Consider the following 17,095-nt stretch of genomic DNA (forward strand, 5'->3'; position numbering starts at 1 on the left):
ACGCCAGTGCCGGTTGGGTCGGAACACGAGGAGTTCGAAATCGTACGCTAAGGCGAACGGAGCATGAACGGTGCCATAGCGCGGATCTGCAGCATCCGATCCCTGTGGATTGCTATCGCGATGCGCCAGTTTTGATTTCTTCGTCCGGCCGACTCGACAACGCTGCCGGCAGATTGGTCGTGGATGGAATCCGACGATGGCAAAGCGGAAGCTTCTCCAAGATCAAGATCGATGGAAGCTTTTCGAAGGAGGAGGATCGGCTTGGCCTTGGCGTGAGCAGTGACGGCGCCATCTGGCTGAACGAAGCAAGGCAGGTGCTGGACTTCAACCTGAAGCGCCTGGCCTATCGCGCTCGCGCAGGCAGGCTCGAGGTTGTTCGTCTCGAAGCCGGAACGCTGATCGTCACGCCGACCGCCGGCGACGTTCCGCGGCAGCCGAGGAATTGAACGCCGAGATCAGCGAGATGTATCCGCTTGTCGAGGTGCCTGACCTCTTGAGAGAAGTGCACGAATGGACCGGGTTCGCCGATCCATTCACACATGTACGCACGGGGATGCCCCACGAAATATCTCCGCCATGCTGGCCGGCGTCTTGGCCGATGCGACCAATCTTGGTCCGAAGCGGATGGCCAGCGCGTCCAAGGGCATCAGCGCCCATCAGATCGGCTGGATGCGCACCTTCCACGCCCGATCCGAAACCTATCGCCCTGCGCAGGCTTGCATCACTGACGCGCACACCCGACGTCCCCTGAACAGCGCAAGACGATCACCGCGTTGCTGGACGGCAGTACCATCGAAGAACCCAAACCGTCACCTTCACCAGCCGAGACACCACGTCACTTGACCCGGTCGATGAACTGGTCGCCGGCCTAACATCCACGGACCTGCGCGCGATTTCGCGATTCGTGGTCGGCGCCTCAGACCCCCTTTGTCCAGGACGGGCGCGTATTTGCGTTCCTGAGGCAAGCTATCGCGGACGGAATGAACGTCAGACGGGACATTCTCTCTGAAGCATCGACTGCGGCTGGCATTGCTTGGGCAGCAGAGCAGGACGGGACGCTCGACGGACAAGAAATCGTTGGCCAACTTCGGCTTTGGTCGACAGATGCGAAAAACCAGGACCGCGATCGTCGACATCGCTGTTGCCGCGCTGAGCAGGTTGGCGTCAGATGCTGCAGAGATTGATGAATTCCGAACTATGTGGCGTGCCGAGTCGGAACCCGAGGTCAAATTGGCTTGGGCAAAAATCATTGTGGAAAACAGTGCGCTCTGGGACTGTGCCCTGAGGGTGGACAGATTGGGATTGAAGAATTGACCAGGCTGTCGGGTTTCGGAGAGAGAACCCATGGCAAAATATCGCAGTCACAGCATGGAATTCAAACGTCAAGTCGCGCAGGAATATTGTCTGGGGCGACGCTGCACGGCTTGGCGAAGCGTCACGATCACGATGTCACCCGCAACCTGATCCGCGTGTCGGTTCGCAAATATAAGGAAGGTGCGTACGGCGACGCCCAGGCGGCCGACCTCATCCAGGAATATGAGGCGCGGATCGCAGCGCTGGAACGGTTCGTCGGCAGGCAGGATCTGGAGTTGGAGCCTGGTCGACCATCTGAGCGCTGGTAGTGTTGAGAATCGGTAGGAAGTCGATCTCGGCAATCTCATCAACGCTCGCGCGGACGGCCGCGACGCCCGGGCTTGGGCATTAGTGGAGCGATCCGCTCCCGTTCCTCGTCCGCCAAATCGGATGGGTATTGCTTGGTTTTCCTGGCGATCTGGGCCATTCGCCCGCGGCTCTGCTCGGTCCACATTCAGAGCCTGAATCACAAATCGCGTCACCGCAAACCCCCCTCGATTTGCCAAACGGATTCTCAGAGAACCCGGTGCTGCCGCCCGACTCACCGATTCTGCCGAGGCGGGCCCGCGGCCCCTGCGACTTGGCCCACGGCGTCGTCGTGATCTCCAGCGTCCCAGACTGCAGGGACGTTTGACAGTTCCAAACGAAATCAATGCCCGCCTGCTAGCGGCGGGTTCAAAGCGACTCGTTGGCAACCTGTCTGACGGGCCAAACGCGAGGAGGGGCATTGAGGACCGCGACTATCTCAAGTCTGTATCGACTTAAGATGATCGCGCTCCTTTCGTTCTTTTTACTTTACGAAAGTCATCCATTGTGTTTACATCTTGAAACGCAATCCACAGTTTGAGACACACACTTCTGTGCGCGCGCTCGGCTGCTACTCGTAGGAGTGGTTCCTCGTGGCGTCCGAGATCGACAAAATAGGATGCCGAATTTGACAGCTATTCACGTCAATCATTCGGTGCGTCAGCCTTGCGGCGCGACGGGCGGCTGTTGGACAAGGTCGCCGATGCCGGCCGGCGCCATGCTCGGGCCGGCTAGGCAGGACTGCTGGCGCGGCACGACCTCGACATTGAGACGGCAGATTTGGCAATCGAATTGGCGCGTGATCTCCACAGGGTTGACCGAACGCAAGCCGGCTTTCAGGATTTCGCGCAGAATGGCGTTCGGGACATCGACCGCGGACCGCTTGGCATGCTGGTTGAGTGCTGCCCTCGCGAACTCATCACTTCCCGGCCAAGAGTTCGCGTAGGGTTACAAGCATTTTTGACACTTGGCTCAGTCAGTAGTCCAGGACGTATAAGATCGCCAAATGGTGGCGATGTCGATCCTATGGGAGTCTGACATGGGCAAGTCTCCGAAAAGTCGCAAACCTTCGCCACCATCCCGCAGCCCCGAACCCGAGGGTGGACCGCTGGAACGGACACGGGCGTTCCTCAAAGAGCGGATGACCCCACTGCAGAAGAAATCGGAACAGCCGGTCACGCCGCCGCGACCGTTGCCTGAAAAGCAAGATGAACCGCCGCGCCGACCACCCATGGGAGGAGCGCGCGAAGTGCCGCAGCCGGCGCCAAGGGAGGAACCGGCCCCGCTCCCAAGCCGCAAACGGTTGATCGAACAGTATCGCAAGCGCCAGGAGAGAAAGAGCAAGGCCGCGCGCCGGGCGCTGGAAGCAGCACCGGGCGTGTCACCGCCCCTGCCGCCGGCCGCGCCGCCTGCCAACAATTGGGTTCCAATCGGCCCGTCAGTCGTGCGTCAGGGACAGGGAGGCGTCATGCCTGCGGTGAGCGGACGCACGCCGGCAATCGCGCCTTTAGCAGGTGGTAGCCGCTGTTATGTCGGCGCCGCGAATGGTGGTGTGTGGCGAACCGAAGACGGCGGTGCCTCCTGGGTGTCGCTGATGGACTCTTTCGATCTCGACCCGACACACGCCGGAGCAGACAGTCTGGCGGTCGGTGCGCTCGCAGTGGTCGCTGGCGCGGCCGCCAATCAGGATCGCATTTATGTCGGTTCCGGCGAAGGAGCCGGCGCCGCCTATTTCGGCGTGGGCCCGATCATCTCGGTCGATGGGGGACTGAACTGGACAACGGAACCGGTAGCACCTGGCAGCCCACAGCTGACGGGTAGTGCATTTTATGCACTTGCGGTCGATCCTACCGATGCCGAACGAGTTGTGGCGGCAACCCGGGAGGGACTCTACAGACGCGAACCGAATGGCTCCAGCGGATTCCATTGGGTGCAGAAATCACCACCGAACCCCGGCTCGAGTTGGGCCACGAGTGTTGTCGTGGCAAGAAGCGCCGGGGTGACGACATTTCATGCGGCGTTTTGGTTTGGGCCGGTCTATTCTTCGACAGATGGTCATACATGGGCCTTGGCCGGCGGCGCTTTTCCCGCAGCCGCTGATGGCCGCATTGCACTGGCGGTCCGGCCCAACGATCCAAGCGTGGTCTATGCTTTAACAGCAGCGGGCCGTGTCTATCGGTTGGACACCGCCGTTGGCAATTGGCGGCAAGTGACTGGTCTTCCCGCTCCAGGGGATCTTGTTGGGTCGCAGGGATGGTATGATCTGGCCATCGCCGTTGCGCCGGACAACGCCAATAGGATCTATCTCGGGGGATCGATCGTTTTCTCGGGTGGTGACTGGTCCGGAGCAGTCTACCGCTGCGAAATCACGGTGACAGCCGCGAGCGTCACCGCCGCCAATACCTATATCGGCAATTCGGTTCATGCCGACATCCACACGATCGTCTTCACGCCCGGCAGCGCGTCTCAGATGTGGGTTGGTTGCGACGGTGGCGTCTACCGTACCGACAACGCCACAGGTACCGGCGACATCTTCACATCAGTGAACAAGGGTCTACAAACGCTGACACTGAACTATCTCGGGCAGCATCCGAGCGAGGATGCGGTTGTCTTTTCGGGCAGCCAGGACAACGGAGGTGAGCGCTTCACAGGCGAGGAAGCCTGGCTCTACACGTCGGGCGGCGATAGCGGCTACTTCGTCGTCAACTGGAATGATCCCTACCGAGTTGCCGATACTTATGTTTACGGTGCGGTGCGGCGCAGCACCACGGGTGGCACACGCTATAGCTATAGCGATGTCCCGGTTCCTCTCGTTAATGGCGACAATGCACTTTTCTATGCTCCGCTTGTGGGTACGCCCATCAACCCTGGCGCACCAGGCGAGTCAGAAATTCTCGCTTTCGGTGCGGTGCGGCCGTGGATTAGCACGAATTTCGGCACCTCATGGCAGTCGATACCCAACAATACCCTCGCAGGCGATCAGCTGAACGACAGCATCAAGTGCCTGACATTCGCCTCCGCAACGAAGCTCTATGCCGGGACGATGTCAGGAGGCGTCTACCGGTTCGACAAGTCGGGTGCCAATTGGACGCGCACCCAGCTCGATACAATGGGCGGCGCAAACGACCTTCCGCTCGCCGGAGTGGTCACTGCGATCGCCATCGACCTGGCAGACGGCACTGGCAATTCGATCTACATCACCTTCGGCGGCAGCGGCGACTACCGCCATGTATGGCATTTCAACGGCACACAATGGCGGCAGCGCAGCGGGTCGGCTGCCGGCGCAGCAGACGCGCTGCTCGATGTTCAACACAACGCCATCGTGATCGACCCCGTGAATCCGGCACATGTATACGTCGGCGCCGACATTGGCAGTTGGCGCTCGACTAACGGCGGAACGGCTTGGCAGGTCTTTTCCGAGGGCTTGCCGGATGCAGCCGTGCTGGATTTCAAGCTGCACAATCCCCGCCGTCTTCTGCGGGCGAGCACTCATGGCCGCGGCGCCTTCGAACGCACGCTCGATACTCTGGCGAAGCAGGGTGTTGAACTCTATGTTCGCGACACTCAGCTCGATCAAGGACGCTTCGCGACTGTCAATTCGCTACCCGACCCTGTCAATCAGGGTCAAACCGTCGCCCATTGGCGCGGACCCGACATCAAGGTTGATACGCCTGATGTGAACGGCCAATATCAGTTCCCGCTGGGTTCACAGATCAACTTCTTCGACTTCGTCGACACACTCAACGATGATTCCGCAAATGTGGCGACGCACGCGACTGCGACGATCACTACACGCGTCTATGTCCAGGTGCACAATCGTGGTGTCGTACCCGCCAGCAATGTCCGCGTGATGTGCCTGCTGGCCAACGCTTCGACCGGACTGCCCGCCTTGCCGGCGGGCTACGAAGCCAACGTCCAGAACGGCACCGCGATCAACACTGCGAACTGGCAGACACTCGGATTTGCTACTTTGGACGACGTCCGAGTGGGGTTCCCGAAAATAGCGGCCTTCGATCTGACCTCGGACAAACTACCTCCCCCTGCCAACCTCGCCGGCAACCACCATTTCTGTGTATTGGCTCTGCTTCACCATCAGGACGATCCGTATACGTCCACCAATGTCAACACCGATCAGAACTCACTCCAGGAACGCAAGGCGGCACACAAAAATCTGAGCGTCGTACAGTTCACCGGCACGCTTCCGGCACCATCGCCCGCTGTCGTCGTCTTTCGCATTCACGCGGCCCGGGCCGACCGTGAGAACATCTGCGATCTCGCATTCGACGTTAGAGGCTATCCGGGCCGGATCCGGCTCTTCTTGCCGAAAATCGCCGCCGATGGAGACCTAGTGGAACTTGCGGAGGGCCTGACTGCGAAAAAAGACTTCGCCGCATTCAAGAAATGGGGGACGGCGCAAAAGAATCTGATTGAAAGCAGCCAGGCTGGTAAGTCTCGTTACCACAAGAACTGGTGCAAGCAGCGTCTCGCCGACATCGCTAAGGCTCGCGAGCACGGTGTCATGTTCGTCGTCACGGGCCGCAAGCGCGTTGAGTTGCGGAGACTGATCCTGAAGCCTGAGATATACCACACGCTTTTCCTGATGCTCGACCGACCTCCCGACGGCGAGATCGGCAGCAGCTTCGACTTGGGCATTGTCCAGCGCGACTCGAAATCGCGAGGCGTCCGGGGCGGGCTCGACGTGCGCATTGATCTCGTGGCTGATCCCGAAACAAAAGTTGCTGCAACGCGACCGCGAAAACTTGAACGGATGCGCCGACGGGAAATCGACCGTCCAACCGTCCGAACTTAGACGGATTGGATACCGGGAGCAACTACCTGTATGGCGGTCGCGGCATGACGGTGCCCGCCGTTCAGGTGCTCCTGGAACGACGGGCAGTTCGAGTTCGATCGTGCGCGATTCCGACTGGTAGCGGATCGTCCGCTTGCCGAGTGCACGGGATGCATAGTCGGCGGTCGCATGATCGTTGCGCCAAGAATAACTGATAGCCGCAATTGCCGAGCAGGGAATGCCGGGAAGTTTCTCCGTAAATCTCGTCGAGGTTCTTCAGGTCCTGGGTGATGATAGAAAGCTTGATGTTGTACCCTGCAACATAGGGCAGCTTCATCATGATCTCATCCATCCTCCTCAACTGCCAAAACTCGTCGAGCAGGAAGTAAACCGGCAGGGGATTTCGGATCGTGCTCGAGGGTAGGAATGTCCATCGTCTGTTGCATGAATAGCGTCAGCAGCGGCTTGAGCAGCGTGATATCCGTGATGTTGGGGCGAGGTAGACAGAGATCGGCCGGCGCGTCATCGCACGGAGATCCATGTCGGTGACGTTCGTCGCACCGACGATACGTTCGTTCTTGAACGGGCGCATGTCCCTCTGGGTATCGAGTAAGGCCGAGGCGGCGGCGCGTTCGGAAAGAGCCAGATAGGCGTTGAAGCTTTCCATGGTGAATTTGGAAAGGTACGGCTCTTTTTCCTTGATGAATTCATCACGGCCTGCAGGTCGACGCCGCCGTTGAAGAACGAGTTTGACCTCCCCGAGATTTGCGCCAGCCGTTATAAAACGGGCTTTCAAGAACATAGCTGATAGCGCCCGCCATGACCTGTTAAGCGGTCGCCTGCCACACGGAATGTTCGGATTCGGTTTTTCGGGAACGAGGATGCTCGCCGTGTTTTGGGTATCGGTCGTGCGATTTCCGCGTTCCTGCCGAATGAATGAAGCAGCGAGCAGGAGCTTGACCCCTGATGCAACATCCCAACAAGGGGGCGACAATTTGTCGTTTCCTCCAATAGCCAGCAAGAAAAAAACTATAGTACCCGCGACGAGCTCGCTAGCCGCGTTACTTCGTCAATTGATGTTCGGTTGAGGGCTTTGCAGGAGCAAGTCGGCTGCCAATTACTGTGATGACGAGATCGATGACAAACCAGGTCGCGAGAAAGGCTAAGCATTCAAGGGTGAAGCTGTGGAATTTGTAAAAGAATTCGGCGATTAAGAATGCCGCTAGGAAGGCCGGGGCTTGGGTCGTGACCAACTGCCGACCCGACAGGCTGCGAAAAAGCATATACATTTGTCTCTCCGTGGCTTGATCGAGTGGTGGTGTTTTCGGTATCGCGAATTGCGGAAAGCTGGCCAGCTAGTCAGGGGTCGTCGGGTTTATCATAGGCGTCGCGTTCGCGGGTGCGAATGATTTTGTAGCGCTTACCCTTCGGCGACCGCAGTTCGCGCTCGCCGACCACGTTGGCCGGATCGGGCAGCCCGGGACGACGTTGCGGCGCATCACCGCCGGCGGGCTTAGTCGGCTTCTCAGACTTGTCGCTCACGGCTCGAAAGTAATCCTCGCAATTGGGTGAAGCTCCCAAACGACGGGCATGTCGTAACGCAACGACTGCGGACCCGGCCGCGACCCCGTTGCGTGGCTCATGTCGAAGAACAGCGAGCCCTCCACCTCGATCGGAATGGGAGGATCGTAGAAGTCGTACGAGGTGCCGGGCAGGTCGCCGCCGAAGAAGCTCGAGTACGATTGTCGCGCCTTGTCGAGGCGAGCAAAGTGCTCGCTCGTCGCCGGCGGCAACCCGGACAGCTCCATGGTCATGTAGACCGGGTCGAGTGCCGGATCGCGGCCCACGATCAGATGATAGTCGTTATCGTCCTCGCGGCTCGCCGCATACAGGAAGGTGGTAATGCGAATGTTGCGATCCTCGCTGTCGACGCGCCCCGAATTAGCCGCGGTGGTAATTTCCGGTTCATGATCGACCATTGACTGGTGGTCAGGCACTGTATCGATCAGTGCGGCAACGTCGTCGAACACCTCCACCGCAGCGTTCGATATCGACAGTTTGGCCGCCTTGCGCGACGTTCCTCGGAAGTTCTGGTTTGCTTCGGGCTGCGCCTCGCCGAAAGGCTGGACGTCGGCGGCGCTGACCGGCGGGTCATATTCGTCGACTTCGACGGTCCGCAGGATGCGGTAGGTCGGCCCTGGCTCGGCGGTCGTGCTATCAGTCATCGGACGGTTGGGCGCGAACGACTTTTCCGCAACGACGGCGTCGCTCGACGGAACTCCCGCTCGTGCAGGCCGTTCACCATTGTCTCTCATGTGACGCACTCCTTATTTCTTGCTGGACCCGCCAAACACCGGTCGTGCCGGGGCATCGCCGGATCGCTATCGCTCGAAAATCGTGATGCTCGGCGTTGCAGCATTGTTTCCGGCGCCGTTCATTAGCGTGTAGCCCGACGCGATGAAGCGTGCGTGGCCGGGATGGCAGCGCCGAACAGACAAATAGTCGCCCCACTCGTTAAATCTATCAACCCGAGACAGTTTGGCTTGATTGTTGATTGCTGCAATATCCTGTTGCAATTGTAACCGACGCTGCTCTGCGATTTTTATTTGGTACAACAATCCCGAAATCAACAGTTCATTTTCGTTGCGCGCGAGGGACACTTGCGCGCAAAAGTTGCTAGCTGACGAAGAAAGTGCCTCCAGCGTAGCAATTTGACTGGCTTTGCATTCTGCGGAAACAGAGGCGGGAGGCAATTCCTGCGCAAAGGCTGGGTCGCTCAGGAGAAGAATTCCTAAGAAGATAAGAACGGAGGCCAGGGGAGAAGCCACTTTCCCTCACAATGCTCACGCTGAAGTCGTATCCTCTAACACCTACGCCGACTATGCAAGTGAACCTTGATTGTGTTGGCGAGTATCAACCGATGCGAATCGAGTCTTGCGCAGGTATCGAGTACGGATCCACGCTGACAAGTTCATTGGCGCCGGGCGCCGTTGTAACGGGAAAGCTGTTACCGATCGTGCCGACCTCGCCCGGGCGGGCGAAGCTGAACTTGCGGACCATTTCCGCCAGTGTGCTTCTTACGAAGACGCGTCCGCACGTGGCAGCCAAGATGGGCATCGGCGGCACAGGGTCAATCCCCATTCCGAGCGCTGTTCCGCAGCGGGATTTGCACTTGCGATATTCCCGACTTGTATTGGGAAGGGGCCGGTCCTGCTAAGATGTCCAGCACCAGTCTAGCGGCTCCCCGCCACGTCCCTCGTCTTAGGCTGGCGCTGTCAGGCAACGAGCTATCAGGTAACTAAGGGCGTCAACCGCCCCAATTGTCCCGCAGCCTCGGATCCTTAAAAAACTGCACAGTAGTTCGAGCATGACGTCACGACGATCGGGTCGCAAACGCATTTCGGATGAGTTAGCAACGGTTTAGAGCTCGCTTAGCTGGGGGTCAATGTTAGGCGCTTGTTCACATCGCCGTGCGCTATTGGCGCACTAGTGTGAACCGACGTTCAAAGTTTTGAACGCCGTTCACACGCGGTCCCGCCTTTGCAGATTTTCACTGGCGTTCACCGCTCTCGGATGTGTCGCCGTCGACGATGGGCGGAAGTGCAAGCAGGTAGATTGCGAGGATTGGAAACCCAAGATTCAAAATAATGCCATGCTACGGAAGTATCCAACGGGGCTAGAGAAAGAGCGCCTCATAATCGTTCCCCACGATTTCAAATTCTCTGAGAGCCCCTGATGCCGCCGTCAAGGAAGACCCTCTGGCCGACCTTAGGGGTGGGCGAGAATGCCACCGTCCAGCGGCGGGACACCGTCACGGGCAAATAGAAGGTCTGCATATTAGAAATGTGATACATTGAGATATCGGATCGGCGAGACTCGTCTTCACGGCTTTGGCTGGGCTATGAACTTCGAACCGCAGAGGTTTTTCATCGGGTTGGTCGACTTCTTCTCGATCATCCTGCCCGGCATGTTCGTCGCGTACCTCGGCAAGGAGTTAGTTTCCCATAATTCCACGCTGTTTCCGGACAACGCCGAAGTCGGGTGGGGCGTTTTCCTGTTCGTCAGCTATTTCCTTGGCCATTTCGTCTTCCTCATCGGCGCCATCTTGGACGAAGCAGTCTACGATCCTCTGCGGAATTCCACCGATCTCTGGCAGACCGAGAGACTGGCCAAGGGAAAGGAACTTTCGCCAAAGTTTTTACGCAGATTGGCGCCTTCCCCCTTGCTGTTTGGCTCCAATGCCGATGCCGCGCTTGCGAAGGCCGTTCAGCTAAAAACCGCGGGCCTGCAGCACCTTTCTGCGGAGAACACGATCAACGCGTTCCAATGGTGCAAGGCGCGTCTGGCGCTCGAGAACCCGGAGGGCTTGGCGCAGGTACAGCGGTTCGAGGCCGACTCGAAGTTCTTCCGCAGCTTCGTGGTGGCGCTGACGTTCTTCGGATTGATCTACGCGGTAATGGGAGACTGGGTGCAGTTACTGATCGCCGCCGTGCTGTGCCTGCTCGCCCTGTATCGCTACGCCGAACAGCGGTTCAAGTCGACCCAGCAGGCCTACTGGCTGGTCATCACCATGGAAGGACGGAACAACGCGCCGGCACAGGAGGCGCATGCCAGGCCAGATGGACTGACCCATGCCGGAGGCATCGTGTTCAGGAAGAGCAAACATGGACTTGAGCACCTGCTGGTCGGGGCGACCGACAATCCCTCGCAGCTGGTGATACCGAAAGGCCACATCGAACCCGGCGAGGCTCCAGAATTCACCGCGGTCAGAGAGGTGCGGGAGGAGACCGGAATATGGGCTCGCGTGCTGGCCCCCCTCGGGAGCCTCAAAATGAAATCCAAGACGGGAGGCGATACACTGGCGCGCGTCTTTCTCATGGAGGCGGTCGAGGAAGGCCTCGCTCACGAGGAACGCCCGAAATGCTGGCTCGATCAGGCATCGGCGAAGAAGGCGGCGTTTCCGGAGACACGGAATTTACTCGAACAAGCCGACAAGGCTATCCGCGAGATAGCAAAGGCTGACCGGGTTCGGATCTCGTGACGTTTCAGACTGTTGGGACATCCGACGGTCGCGATTCGGTATCGTCATAAGCGTTCCAGGACGAGGCCCGTCCATCCCAACTTTCGATAGCCCAGGAACCCGACAGCCTTATCCTAGTCTAGTGTCCGTCCATAAACAGTAATTTTTCGAAGTATTCATTGTAGCCGGCCATGTCGATTCGCGGTATTTCTGACTGTTTGGTGGCTCGATCTGCACGAAGCGTTAGAAGGGAAGTAGAGGTCTCTCGCCGTCCGCTAGTTGGCCCATGGTTGAACCGCCCGGCTGGGCGCCCGGGGTAGGCTTTTGCGAAGTCGGCGGTGGGTCAGTTCGACTTGAGGCGGGCGAAGAGGGCGAGATTGTAGGCCACCACCGAGGACCAGACATAGGTCTTGAAGTGGTCGAGCCCGCGCCAGGTGCAGCGGTCCAGGCCAAAAGCGCGCTTCAAACATGAGACGCCGGCCTCGATGCCGGCACGGAAGTTGCGCAGCTGGCGATACACCCAGCGGCTCTTGACCATGTCCTCGATCTTGATGCCGCACTTTTTGTGGAAGGCCATGTCTTTCACGCCCCGAGCCTTGGCCTGGATCAGATTGGCGCGGCTGGCATAGCCGCCATCGGCGGCCGCCTGACGTGGCGGCTCGCCATATCGGTCGATGTGGCGCTGAAGCATCGGCAGCAACCGCTCGCTGTCGGCCGGATTGCCGGCTTCGACGATGAGGTCGAGAACCATGCCGCTCCTGCCCGTCGTCAGGTTGAGCTTGTGGCCATAATGCACATCGCGGCCGCCCTTGACGATGATGTCGGCATGCGGTTCGAACAGGCTAACCAGCTTCTCGGCGGCCGGCACCGCCTCGCCGGCCAGCACCCGCCGCTCGGTCTGGGCGATGATCTGCTCGATCAGCGGTCGATAGTGGCGCAGTTGCTCCTGCCAGACGATAACGTCCAGATCAGCCGCCGGGGTCAGCCGCTCCGCCGCCTGTCGGAGATAGCCCAGCGTCGTGCGGGTGATCCCGAGCAATTCGCGATAGAGTTGAACACGTTTCGGGCGGCCGCGGGTGTATTGGATCGCCCGCGCCCGCTTCTTGGCCGCGCGGCAGTGATCGTGCCAGGAAAGCGCGCCGCTGCCCAATTTATCCGCCTGCCGCAGCAGGCGAACCATCACCCGTACGGCGTCCCACAACAGGCTGCTGTCGCTCGGCTCGTGGATGAGGGCTGCGGTGACGGTGCTGTCCACACGTATCACCCTGCCGCTTTCCAGCTTCTCGTGGCGGGCGCTCGAAAGCAGCACCTCGTTGATGTCTTCCCAGGTCGAGGCCCGGATCGCGCTGATCGTCTTGTGCAGGACCGACTTCTTCGGGCTCCATCCCCATGGCAGCCGGGCAAACGCCCGGAACGAGGCGGAGTCCTCCAGGTGGAAAGCCAGTTCCTGGTAGCTGAGCTGGCGATGCTGCTTGAGCAGCGCGCAGCGCAGCACCGCCTCCGCCGGCAGGCCCTCGCGGCCGGTCTCGTTGACCCCGTGCCGGCGCAGGTCGGCGGCCACCAGCCCGGTCAGGTGACGCTGCTCGTCCAGCCAATCGGACATGCCCTTCAGCTCACGGCCGATCTCGTGTCCGGCGAAAAGATCGAATACACTGGCTTGGACGGTGCGTTCTTGGCGCATTGTCGGCTCCGGGGGTGGCAGAAAACGCTTTGGAATCAGTGGTATGATGCCAAAGTGTATCTGAAACCGCCGGAGTTTTCCTGCGGAAAACTACGATCCCTCAAGTAATTTCAATAACTTGCCGTTTATGGACGGACACTAGTCTAGGTAGAATTCCCATGCCGATAACCGCTTATCGGGCATGGAGGACAGTAGAGTCGAATCCTTTGTTGGCAGCGATCTCCCGCCGCGCGTTCGGGGACAGTCCACAAGACTCGGCAGCAAGCTCGCGCACGGCCGGCCAAGAAGAATTTTGAAACTCGCATCCAGCGGGATGACATTGCATGAACGATTGACATGCAGGGGGTTCGCCAAGAAGCAAATGCGAGCGTGCGTTCAGCGAACTGCCGATGCATGTCCTCTCGGCCAGCGTGAAGTTTTCGATGTCCTCGGGTTTGAAGTAGCAGACCTCGACAACGGATGATGATGCCCCGGCGACGTGGCCAGGCGACTAGGAATGGGTGTTGATGTCTTGCTCAATCTGCCGTGCTGATTCCAGAATGTCATCGAAACCCGGAGGAGTGCCGAAGATCATGGCCGCCGTATTGGCATAGTCGCGCGTGAGCGCGTCCACCATCTTTGGAGCGGGCGCGATTGCGAATCTGCCCGCGACTGCTGAGGCGAGGTCATAGTCGGGACGGTCGAAAAACATTCTTGCGTGCCGCACACAATCGGCGCCAAGATCGAGATCGCCGAGCGCGGCCTTTCCGGTCTCGGATCCGAGAAGACAGTGCAGGTCGTAATAGTGCCGAGATACCCGCTGGCCTTCCTGCCGCAGTTCGCCGCGCCGCTCGTACCAGCGGCGCAATCCATGGGCGATCACCACCTGGTCCCAAAAGGTGCGGTCACGTCGGCGACGGTGAGATCAATGCCTGCCGCTTCCTTCGCGACATAGGGCGTGACCGTGATGGGGCGATTGGGATCGAGCGCCGATTTCGCCCCGGACTCGAGGCGTATGGCCGGTCGCACATAGGCGCCATCACGCGGCTCGACCTCGGGATACCAGAGCAGCAGGGTCTGACCATCGGCATCGGCTTCGTCGAGCTCGACCCGTCCGGCGCCGTTCGTAATGTCGGCAAGTTGAGCGGTGAGGAAGTCTCGCAGCGGCCCTGTGATATACGCACGGCAGGCGTCCCGGATGGCGTCGAGCTTGGCGCGACGCTTCCTGTTCGACAGTCCCTCAAGCTCTTCGACCGAGGCAGCCTCGTCGAGATCGTCGCGGAACACGGTAACGTCGATGTCCTCGGAAAAACGCTGGATGAGGCCATAGCCTTTTGACAGCGACGTCCCGCCCTTGAAAAGCAGCCGTGGCTCCCCGCAGGCCGTCCGTGGTAGAGCGAATTGAGAGTCCAGCAGACCCAGAAATCCTTTTCGACATTGCCCACCGGAGCTCCGATCCGATTGGCCGTGGCGAGGAACAGGTCGAGCCGGTCACGTGGGATGCCGCGATGATCTGGCCGTAAGCATTGGTACTCATGGCTTCGCCTCGTGCGGGTCCGCCCTCAGGATTTCGCGTAGGAACTCCTGCATCCAGATCGGCACGGCGGAGAGACCGGCGCGCAGGTCCTCGCGAATGGCCTCGCCGTGCTTGGGGTCGGCAAACAGGCGGCGCAACGTCGCCTGGATACGCTTGCGTTCGCTTTTCTGGGCCAGCATGTCCTGCATCCAATGCAAGGCCTGGACGACCCGCATCCCCGGCCGATCTGCCCAATAGAGGCGGCTAGGGGCAGCGTATTTGAAGTGGATTTCCTGCGTGCCGAGTTTGATTGGCTTCAACCGCGTATCGACCAGCACTTCTATTCGGGCGGGGACGGCGGTCGTCAGGCCGAGGTCGTTGGCGGCCGTCATACCATCGATGACGGCGCGCGCCCGATCGCGGCGCGTGACGGCGCGGATCACAGCGCGATAATCCGGCACGGTGGCGCGGCCAGTCAGGTTGTTCGTGCGCGGCCGGTCATAGAGGCCTCGGTCGATCCGGCGTAGCTCGCCAGCGGTAGCGAGGCGCTGCAGGGTTTTGTCCACGGCGGCGCGCGCGCCGAGATCGGCGAAGTCGCCGGGGGTCCAGACCTCCTCGGGTTTGGACTCAATGCGGGCAAGCAGGCGCGAGCGAAGATCGGTATCGGGCTCAACTATGGGCATGTCCGAAATATGCTACAAATTTCGGACAAATGGCAAGGTATAGGTCCGAAATATGCCACAATTTTCGGACAACTCCGTGGCACCCAAAACTCCAGGAACTCGCATTCCCCAAGCATCGAATGCCTCCTTGCGGTTGAGGAGGATGACGGCACGGTTCGCCATCTGCATCCCGATTTCTACTATGCGGTTACTGACACGGTGCAATGAGCATTTCGCGCTCAACGCCGATGGGACCTCACCGTTTGCGGATTATGTCCAGCACGCCGAGAGCAAACGTCAGGCCTATCGCCGCAAAGAGATCGATTTCTTGACGACATCAGCCCAGGCCAGCAGTGGAGACACTGCTCAGCACACTCGAGGCAGAACTGGCGGGCGCGCCGTTCCCTTCGAGCGCAAGAGCTATGCCGAGATCACCGAGGCGATCGAGCCTGTGGTCATCAAGCACTATCACAAGCTCATATCCACCTGCATCAAGCATATTCGCGCCAGTCATCTGACGCTCGATATGCTGCTCGAGCGCGCCAAGACCCTCCACACAAGCAGCGCGCGGAGCTCTATGCGCACGTCGTGTGGATGATCACGAAGGGCTATTCGCAAAAACTCGAAGAATCCCCGCGGATCGACTTCGATTCAATGATCGCCGACGCGGTTCGGCTGGTCGAGACCGGGCAACTCGTCGACGAGTTTCAGGACATTTCCGAGCCGCGCGCCAACCTCATCAAGGCGCTCAAGCAGCAGAAGGCGTTCAGCAATGTGTTCGCAGTCGGAGACGACTGGCAGTCGATCTATCGCTTTGCCGGATCGGACATCACGATCTTCACGCAGTTCGAGGCCAATTTCGGGGCAAGCTGGCAGGGACGCCTGGAACAGACCTATCGCTGCAATCAGCTCATTGCCGAGACGTCGGCGACATTCGTCCAGCGTAATCCCGAACAGATCACGAAATCGGTTCGTTCGACACGGCCTGCCATTCCGCGGTCGATTCGGGTCATTCCCATTGATGACGAACGCGGCAGGCCCGAATTCGCCCAGGCTTGCCATCGTCTTCTCGAACGGCTCGACATCGCCCTGGGGAGCATCGCCGAGCAGTGGCGCAGCGAACCAGACGCCAACTCAAAGTGCTGGTTCTATGGCGGTACAATCTGCTAGATCCGTTCGGCGGGATCCCACCCTCCTTCGCCAATATCGAGGTTTCGGGCCAATCCCTTCACCGGGCCAAAGGGCTTGAGGCGGACTACACGGTTCTGCTTGATGTGAGTGAAGGCGATTATGGCGTGCCGAGCCGCATTGAGGACGATGAACTGCTCAACCTGGTCATTCCCCAGCCTGAAACCTTCGACTATGCTGAAGAACGACGCCTGTTCTACGTCGCGCTCACGCGCGCCAGCCGAGGCGTATACCTCATCACCAACAGCCGCCAGCCGTCCCGCTATATCCGGGAACTTTGCGAGATAGCCGGGGATGAGGTGCGCTACGAGACGATCGAAGGCGCTGCCTTGCGTCAATGCCCCGTTTGTCTGGTGGGCCAAATGGTCGAGAAGCGCAACAGGAACGGGACAGTGTTTCGCGGATGCAATCAGTTCCCAGATTGCAGGCACAGCGAAGGTGTTCCGGCGCAATCGACGGCGCACCTGCATAGAGGCGCCTAACGCCAGGAGCACCACTCGCGCAGTTGCAGCGGCGTCCGGGCGATGCTGCCGCGCGGACGCCGTTTCGATACGCACGACGCCGCGCCGCGCGGAATCCCAACCCGGACTCTTTTGTCCCG

Annotated in this window: 14 protein-coding genes and 4 pseudogenes; 8 read left to right on the top strand and 10 right to left on the bottom strand. The window is 59.6% G+C overall.

The window, feature by feature from the left end; all coding sequences use genetic code 11:
* Positions 1 to 245 precede the first annotated feature (245 nt).
* The 3 genes and pseudogenes from AC0L2V_RS13280 to AC0L2V_RS13290 all read left to right on the top strand — a co-directional run.
* Positions 246 to 747, top strand: a pseudogene (locus AC0L2V_RS13280) (Tn3 family transposase); the annotation flags it as partial.
* A gap of 330 nt (positions 748 to 1,077) precedes the next feature.
* Positions 1,078 to 1,314, top strand: coding sequence for a hypothetical protein (locus tag AC0L2V_RS13285; RefSeq protein WP_473520277.1), 237 nt, complete (start codon positions 1,078 to 1,080; stop codon positions 1,312 to 1,314).
* A 110-nt stretch (positions 1,315 to 1,424) separates the two neighbouring features.
* The gene (locus tag AC0L2V_RS13290) at positions 1,425 to 1,622 is read left to right on the top strand and encodes a transposase (RefSeq protein WP_473520278.1); all 198 of its coding nucleotides are present in this window, start codon (positions 1,425 to 1,427) and stop codon (positions 1,620 to 1,622) included.
* Positions 1,623 to 1,666: 44 nt separating this feature from the next.
* Here AC0L2V_RS13290 and AC0L2V_RS13295 read toward each other — a convergent pair.
* Positions 1,667 to 1,807: pseudogene (locus tag AC0L2V_RS13295) on the bottom strand (transposase); the annotation flags it as partial.
* 512 nt (positions 1,808 to 2,319) lie between these two features.
* Positions 2,320 to 2,487, bottom strand: coding sequence for a hypothetical protein (locus AC0L2V_RS13300; RefSeq protein ID WP_473520279.1), 168 nt, complete (start codon positions 2,485 to 2,487; stop codon positions 2,320 to 2,322).
* Positions 2,488 to 2,698: 211 nt separating this feature from the next.
* Here AC0L2V_RS13300 and AC0L2V_RS13305 point away from each other — a divergent pair, with 211 nt between their 5' ends.
* Complete coding sequence (locus AC0L2V_RS13305; RefSeq protein WP_473520280.1) at positions 2,699 to 6,469, top strand: hypothetical protein; 3,771 nt, start codon at positions 2,699 to 2,701, stop codon at positions 6,467 to 6,469.
* 90 nt (positions 6,470 to 6,559) lie between these two features.
* On the opposite strand, the pseudogene AC0L2V_RS13310 reads toward AC0L2V_RS13305, so the two are convergent.
* The 5 genes and pseudogenes from AC0L2V_RS13310 to AC0L2V_RS13330 form a co-directional block, all read right to left on the bottom strand.
* A pseudogene (locus AC0L2V_RS13310) lies at positions 6,560 to 7,385 on the bottom strand (type IV secretory system conjugative DNA transfer family protein); the annotation flags it as partial.
* 124 nt (positions 7,386 to 7,509) lie between these two features.
* Positions 7,510 to 7,737 carry a hypothetical protein gene (locus AC0L2V_RS13315; protein WP_473520281.1) on the bottom strand — a complete coding sequence of 76 codons (228 nt, stop codon included), beginning with the start codon at positions 7,735 to 7,737 and terminating at the stop codon, positions 7,510 to 7,512.
* A gap of 70 nt (positions 7,738 to 7,807) precedes the next feature.
* On the bottom strand, positions 7,808 to 7,990 hold the full coding sequence (locus AC0L2V_RS13320; protein WP_473520282.1) for a hypothetical protein: 183 nt from the start codon (positions 7,988 to 7,990) through the stop codon (positions 7,808 to 7,810).
* Positions 7,987 to 8,763 (bottom strand): hypothetical protein, encoded by a 777-nt coding sequence (locus AC0L2V_RS13325; RefSeq protein WP_473520283.1) that lies wholly within the window; start codon positions 8,761 to 8,763, stop codon positions 7,987 to 7,989. The genes AC0L2V_RS13320 and AC0L2V_RS13325 overlap by 4 nt, the downstream gene beginning before the upstream one ends.
* 66 nt (positions 8,764 to 8,829) lie before the next feature.
* Positions 8,830 to 9,276 carry a hypothetical protein gene (locus tag AC0L2V_RS13330; RefSeq protein WP_473520284.1) on the bottom strand — a complete coding sequence of 149 codons (447 nt, stop codon included), beginning with the start codon at positions 9,274 to 9,276 and terminating at the stop codon, positions 8,830 to 8,832.
* A 1,073-nt stretch (positions 9,277 to 10,349) separates the two neighbouring features.
* Between AC0L2V_RS13330 and AC0L2V_RS13335 the strand changes: the two genes are divergently transcribed.
* Positions 10,350 to 11,489, top strand: coding sequence for an NUDIX domain-containing protein (locus AC0L2V_RS13335; protein WP_473520285.1), 1,140 nt, complete (start codon positions 10,350 to 10,352; stop codon positions 11,487 to 11,489).
* 322 nt (positions 11,490 to 11,811) lie between these two features.
* Here AC0L2V_RS13335 and AC0L2V_RS13340 read toward each other — a convergent pair whose 3' ends face one another.
* The 3 genes and pseudogenes from AC0L2V_RS13340 to AC0L2V_RS13350 form a co-directional block, all read right to left on the bottom strand.
* The gene (locus AC0L2V_RS13340; RefSeq protein ID WP_473520286.1) at positions 11,812 to 13,149 is read right to left on the bottom strand and encodes an ISNCY family transposase; all 1,338 of its coding nucleotides are present in this window, start codon (positions 13,147 to 13,149) and stop codon (positions 11,812 to 11,814) included.
* Between the two features lie 490 nt (positions 13,150 to 13,639).
* Positions 13,640 to 14,665, bottom strand: a pseudogene (locus AC0L2V_RS13345) (nucleotidyl transferase AbiEii/AbiGii toxin family protein).
* Positions 14,662 to 15,327 carry a DUF6088 family protein gene (locus AC0L2V_RS13350; protein ID WP_473520287.1) on the bottom strand — a complete coding sequence of 222 codons (666 nt, stop codon included), beginning with the start codon at positions 15,325 to 15,327 and terminating at the stop codon, positions 14,662 to 14,664. The pseudogene AC0L2V_RS13345 and the gene AC0L2V_RS13350 overlap by 4 nt, the downstream one beginning before the upstream one ends.
* Positions 15,328 to 15,469: 142 nt before the next feature.
* Between AC0L2V_RS13350 and AC0L2V_RS13355 the strand changes: the two genes are divergently transcribed.
* The 3 genes from AC0L2V_RS13355 (at position 15,470) to AC0L2V_RS13365 (ending at position 16,976) form a co-directional block, all read left to right on the top strand.
* On the top strand, positions 15,470 to 15,904 hold the full coding sequence (locus AC0L2V_RS13355) for a hypothetical protein (RefSeq protein WP_473520288.1): 435 nt from the start codon (positions 15,470 to 15,472) through the stop codon (positions 15,902 to 15,904).
* Positions 15,793 to 16,476 (top strand): UvrD-helicase domain-containing protein, encoded by a 684-nt coding sequence (locus AC0L2V_RS13360; RefSeq protein WP_473520436.1) that lies wholly within the window; start codon positions 15,793 to 15,795, stop codon positions 16,474 to 16,476. The genes AC0L2V_RS13355 and AC0L2V_RS13360 overlap by 112 nt, the downstream gene beginning before the upstream one ends.
* A 104-nt stretch (positions 16,477 to 16,580) precedes the next feature.
* The gene (locus AC0L2V_RS13365) at positions 16,581 to 16,976 is read left to right on the top strand and encodes a topoisomerase DNA-binding C4 zinc finger domain-containing protein (RefSeq protein WP_473520437.1); all 396 of its coding nucleotides are present in this window, start codon (positions 16,581 to 16,583) and stop codon (positions 16,974 to 16,976) included.
* The last annotated feature ends 119 nt before the right edge of the window (positions 16,977 to 17,095 follow it).

The sequence above is a fragment of the Mesorhizobium sp. WSM4814 genome (assembly GCF_055811595.1).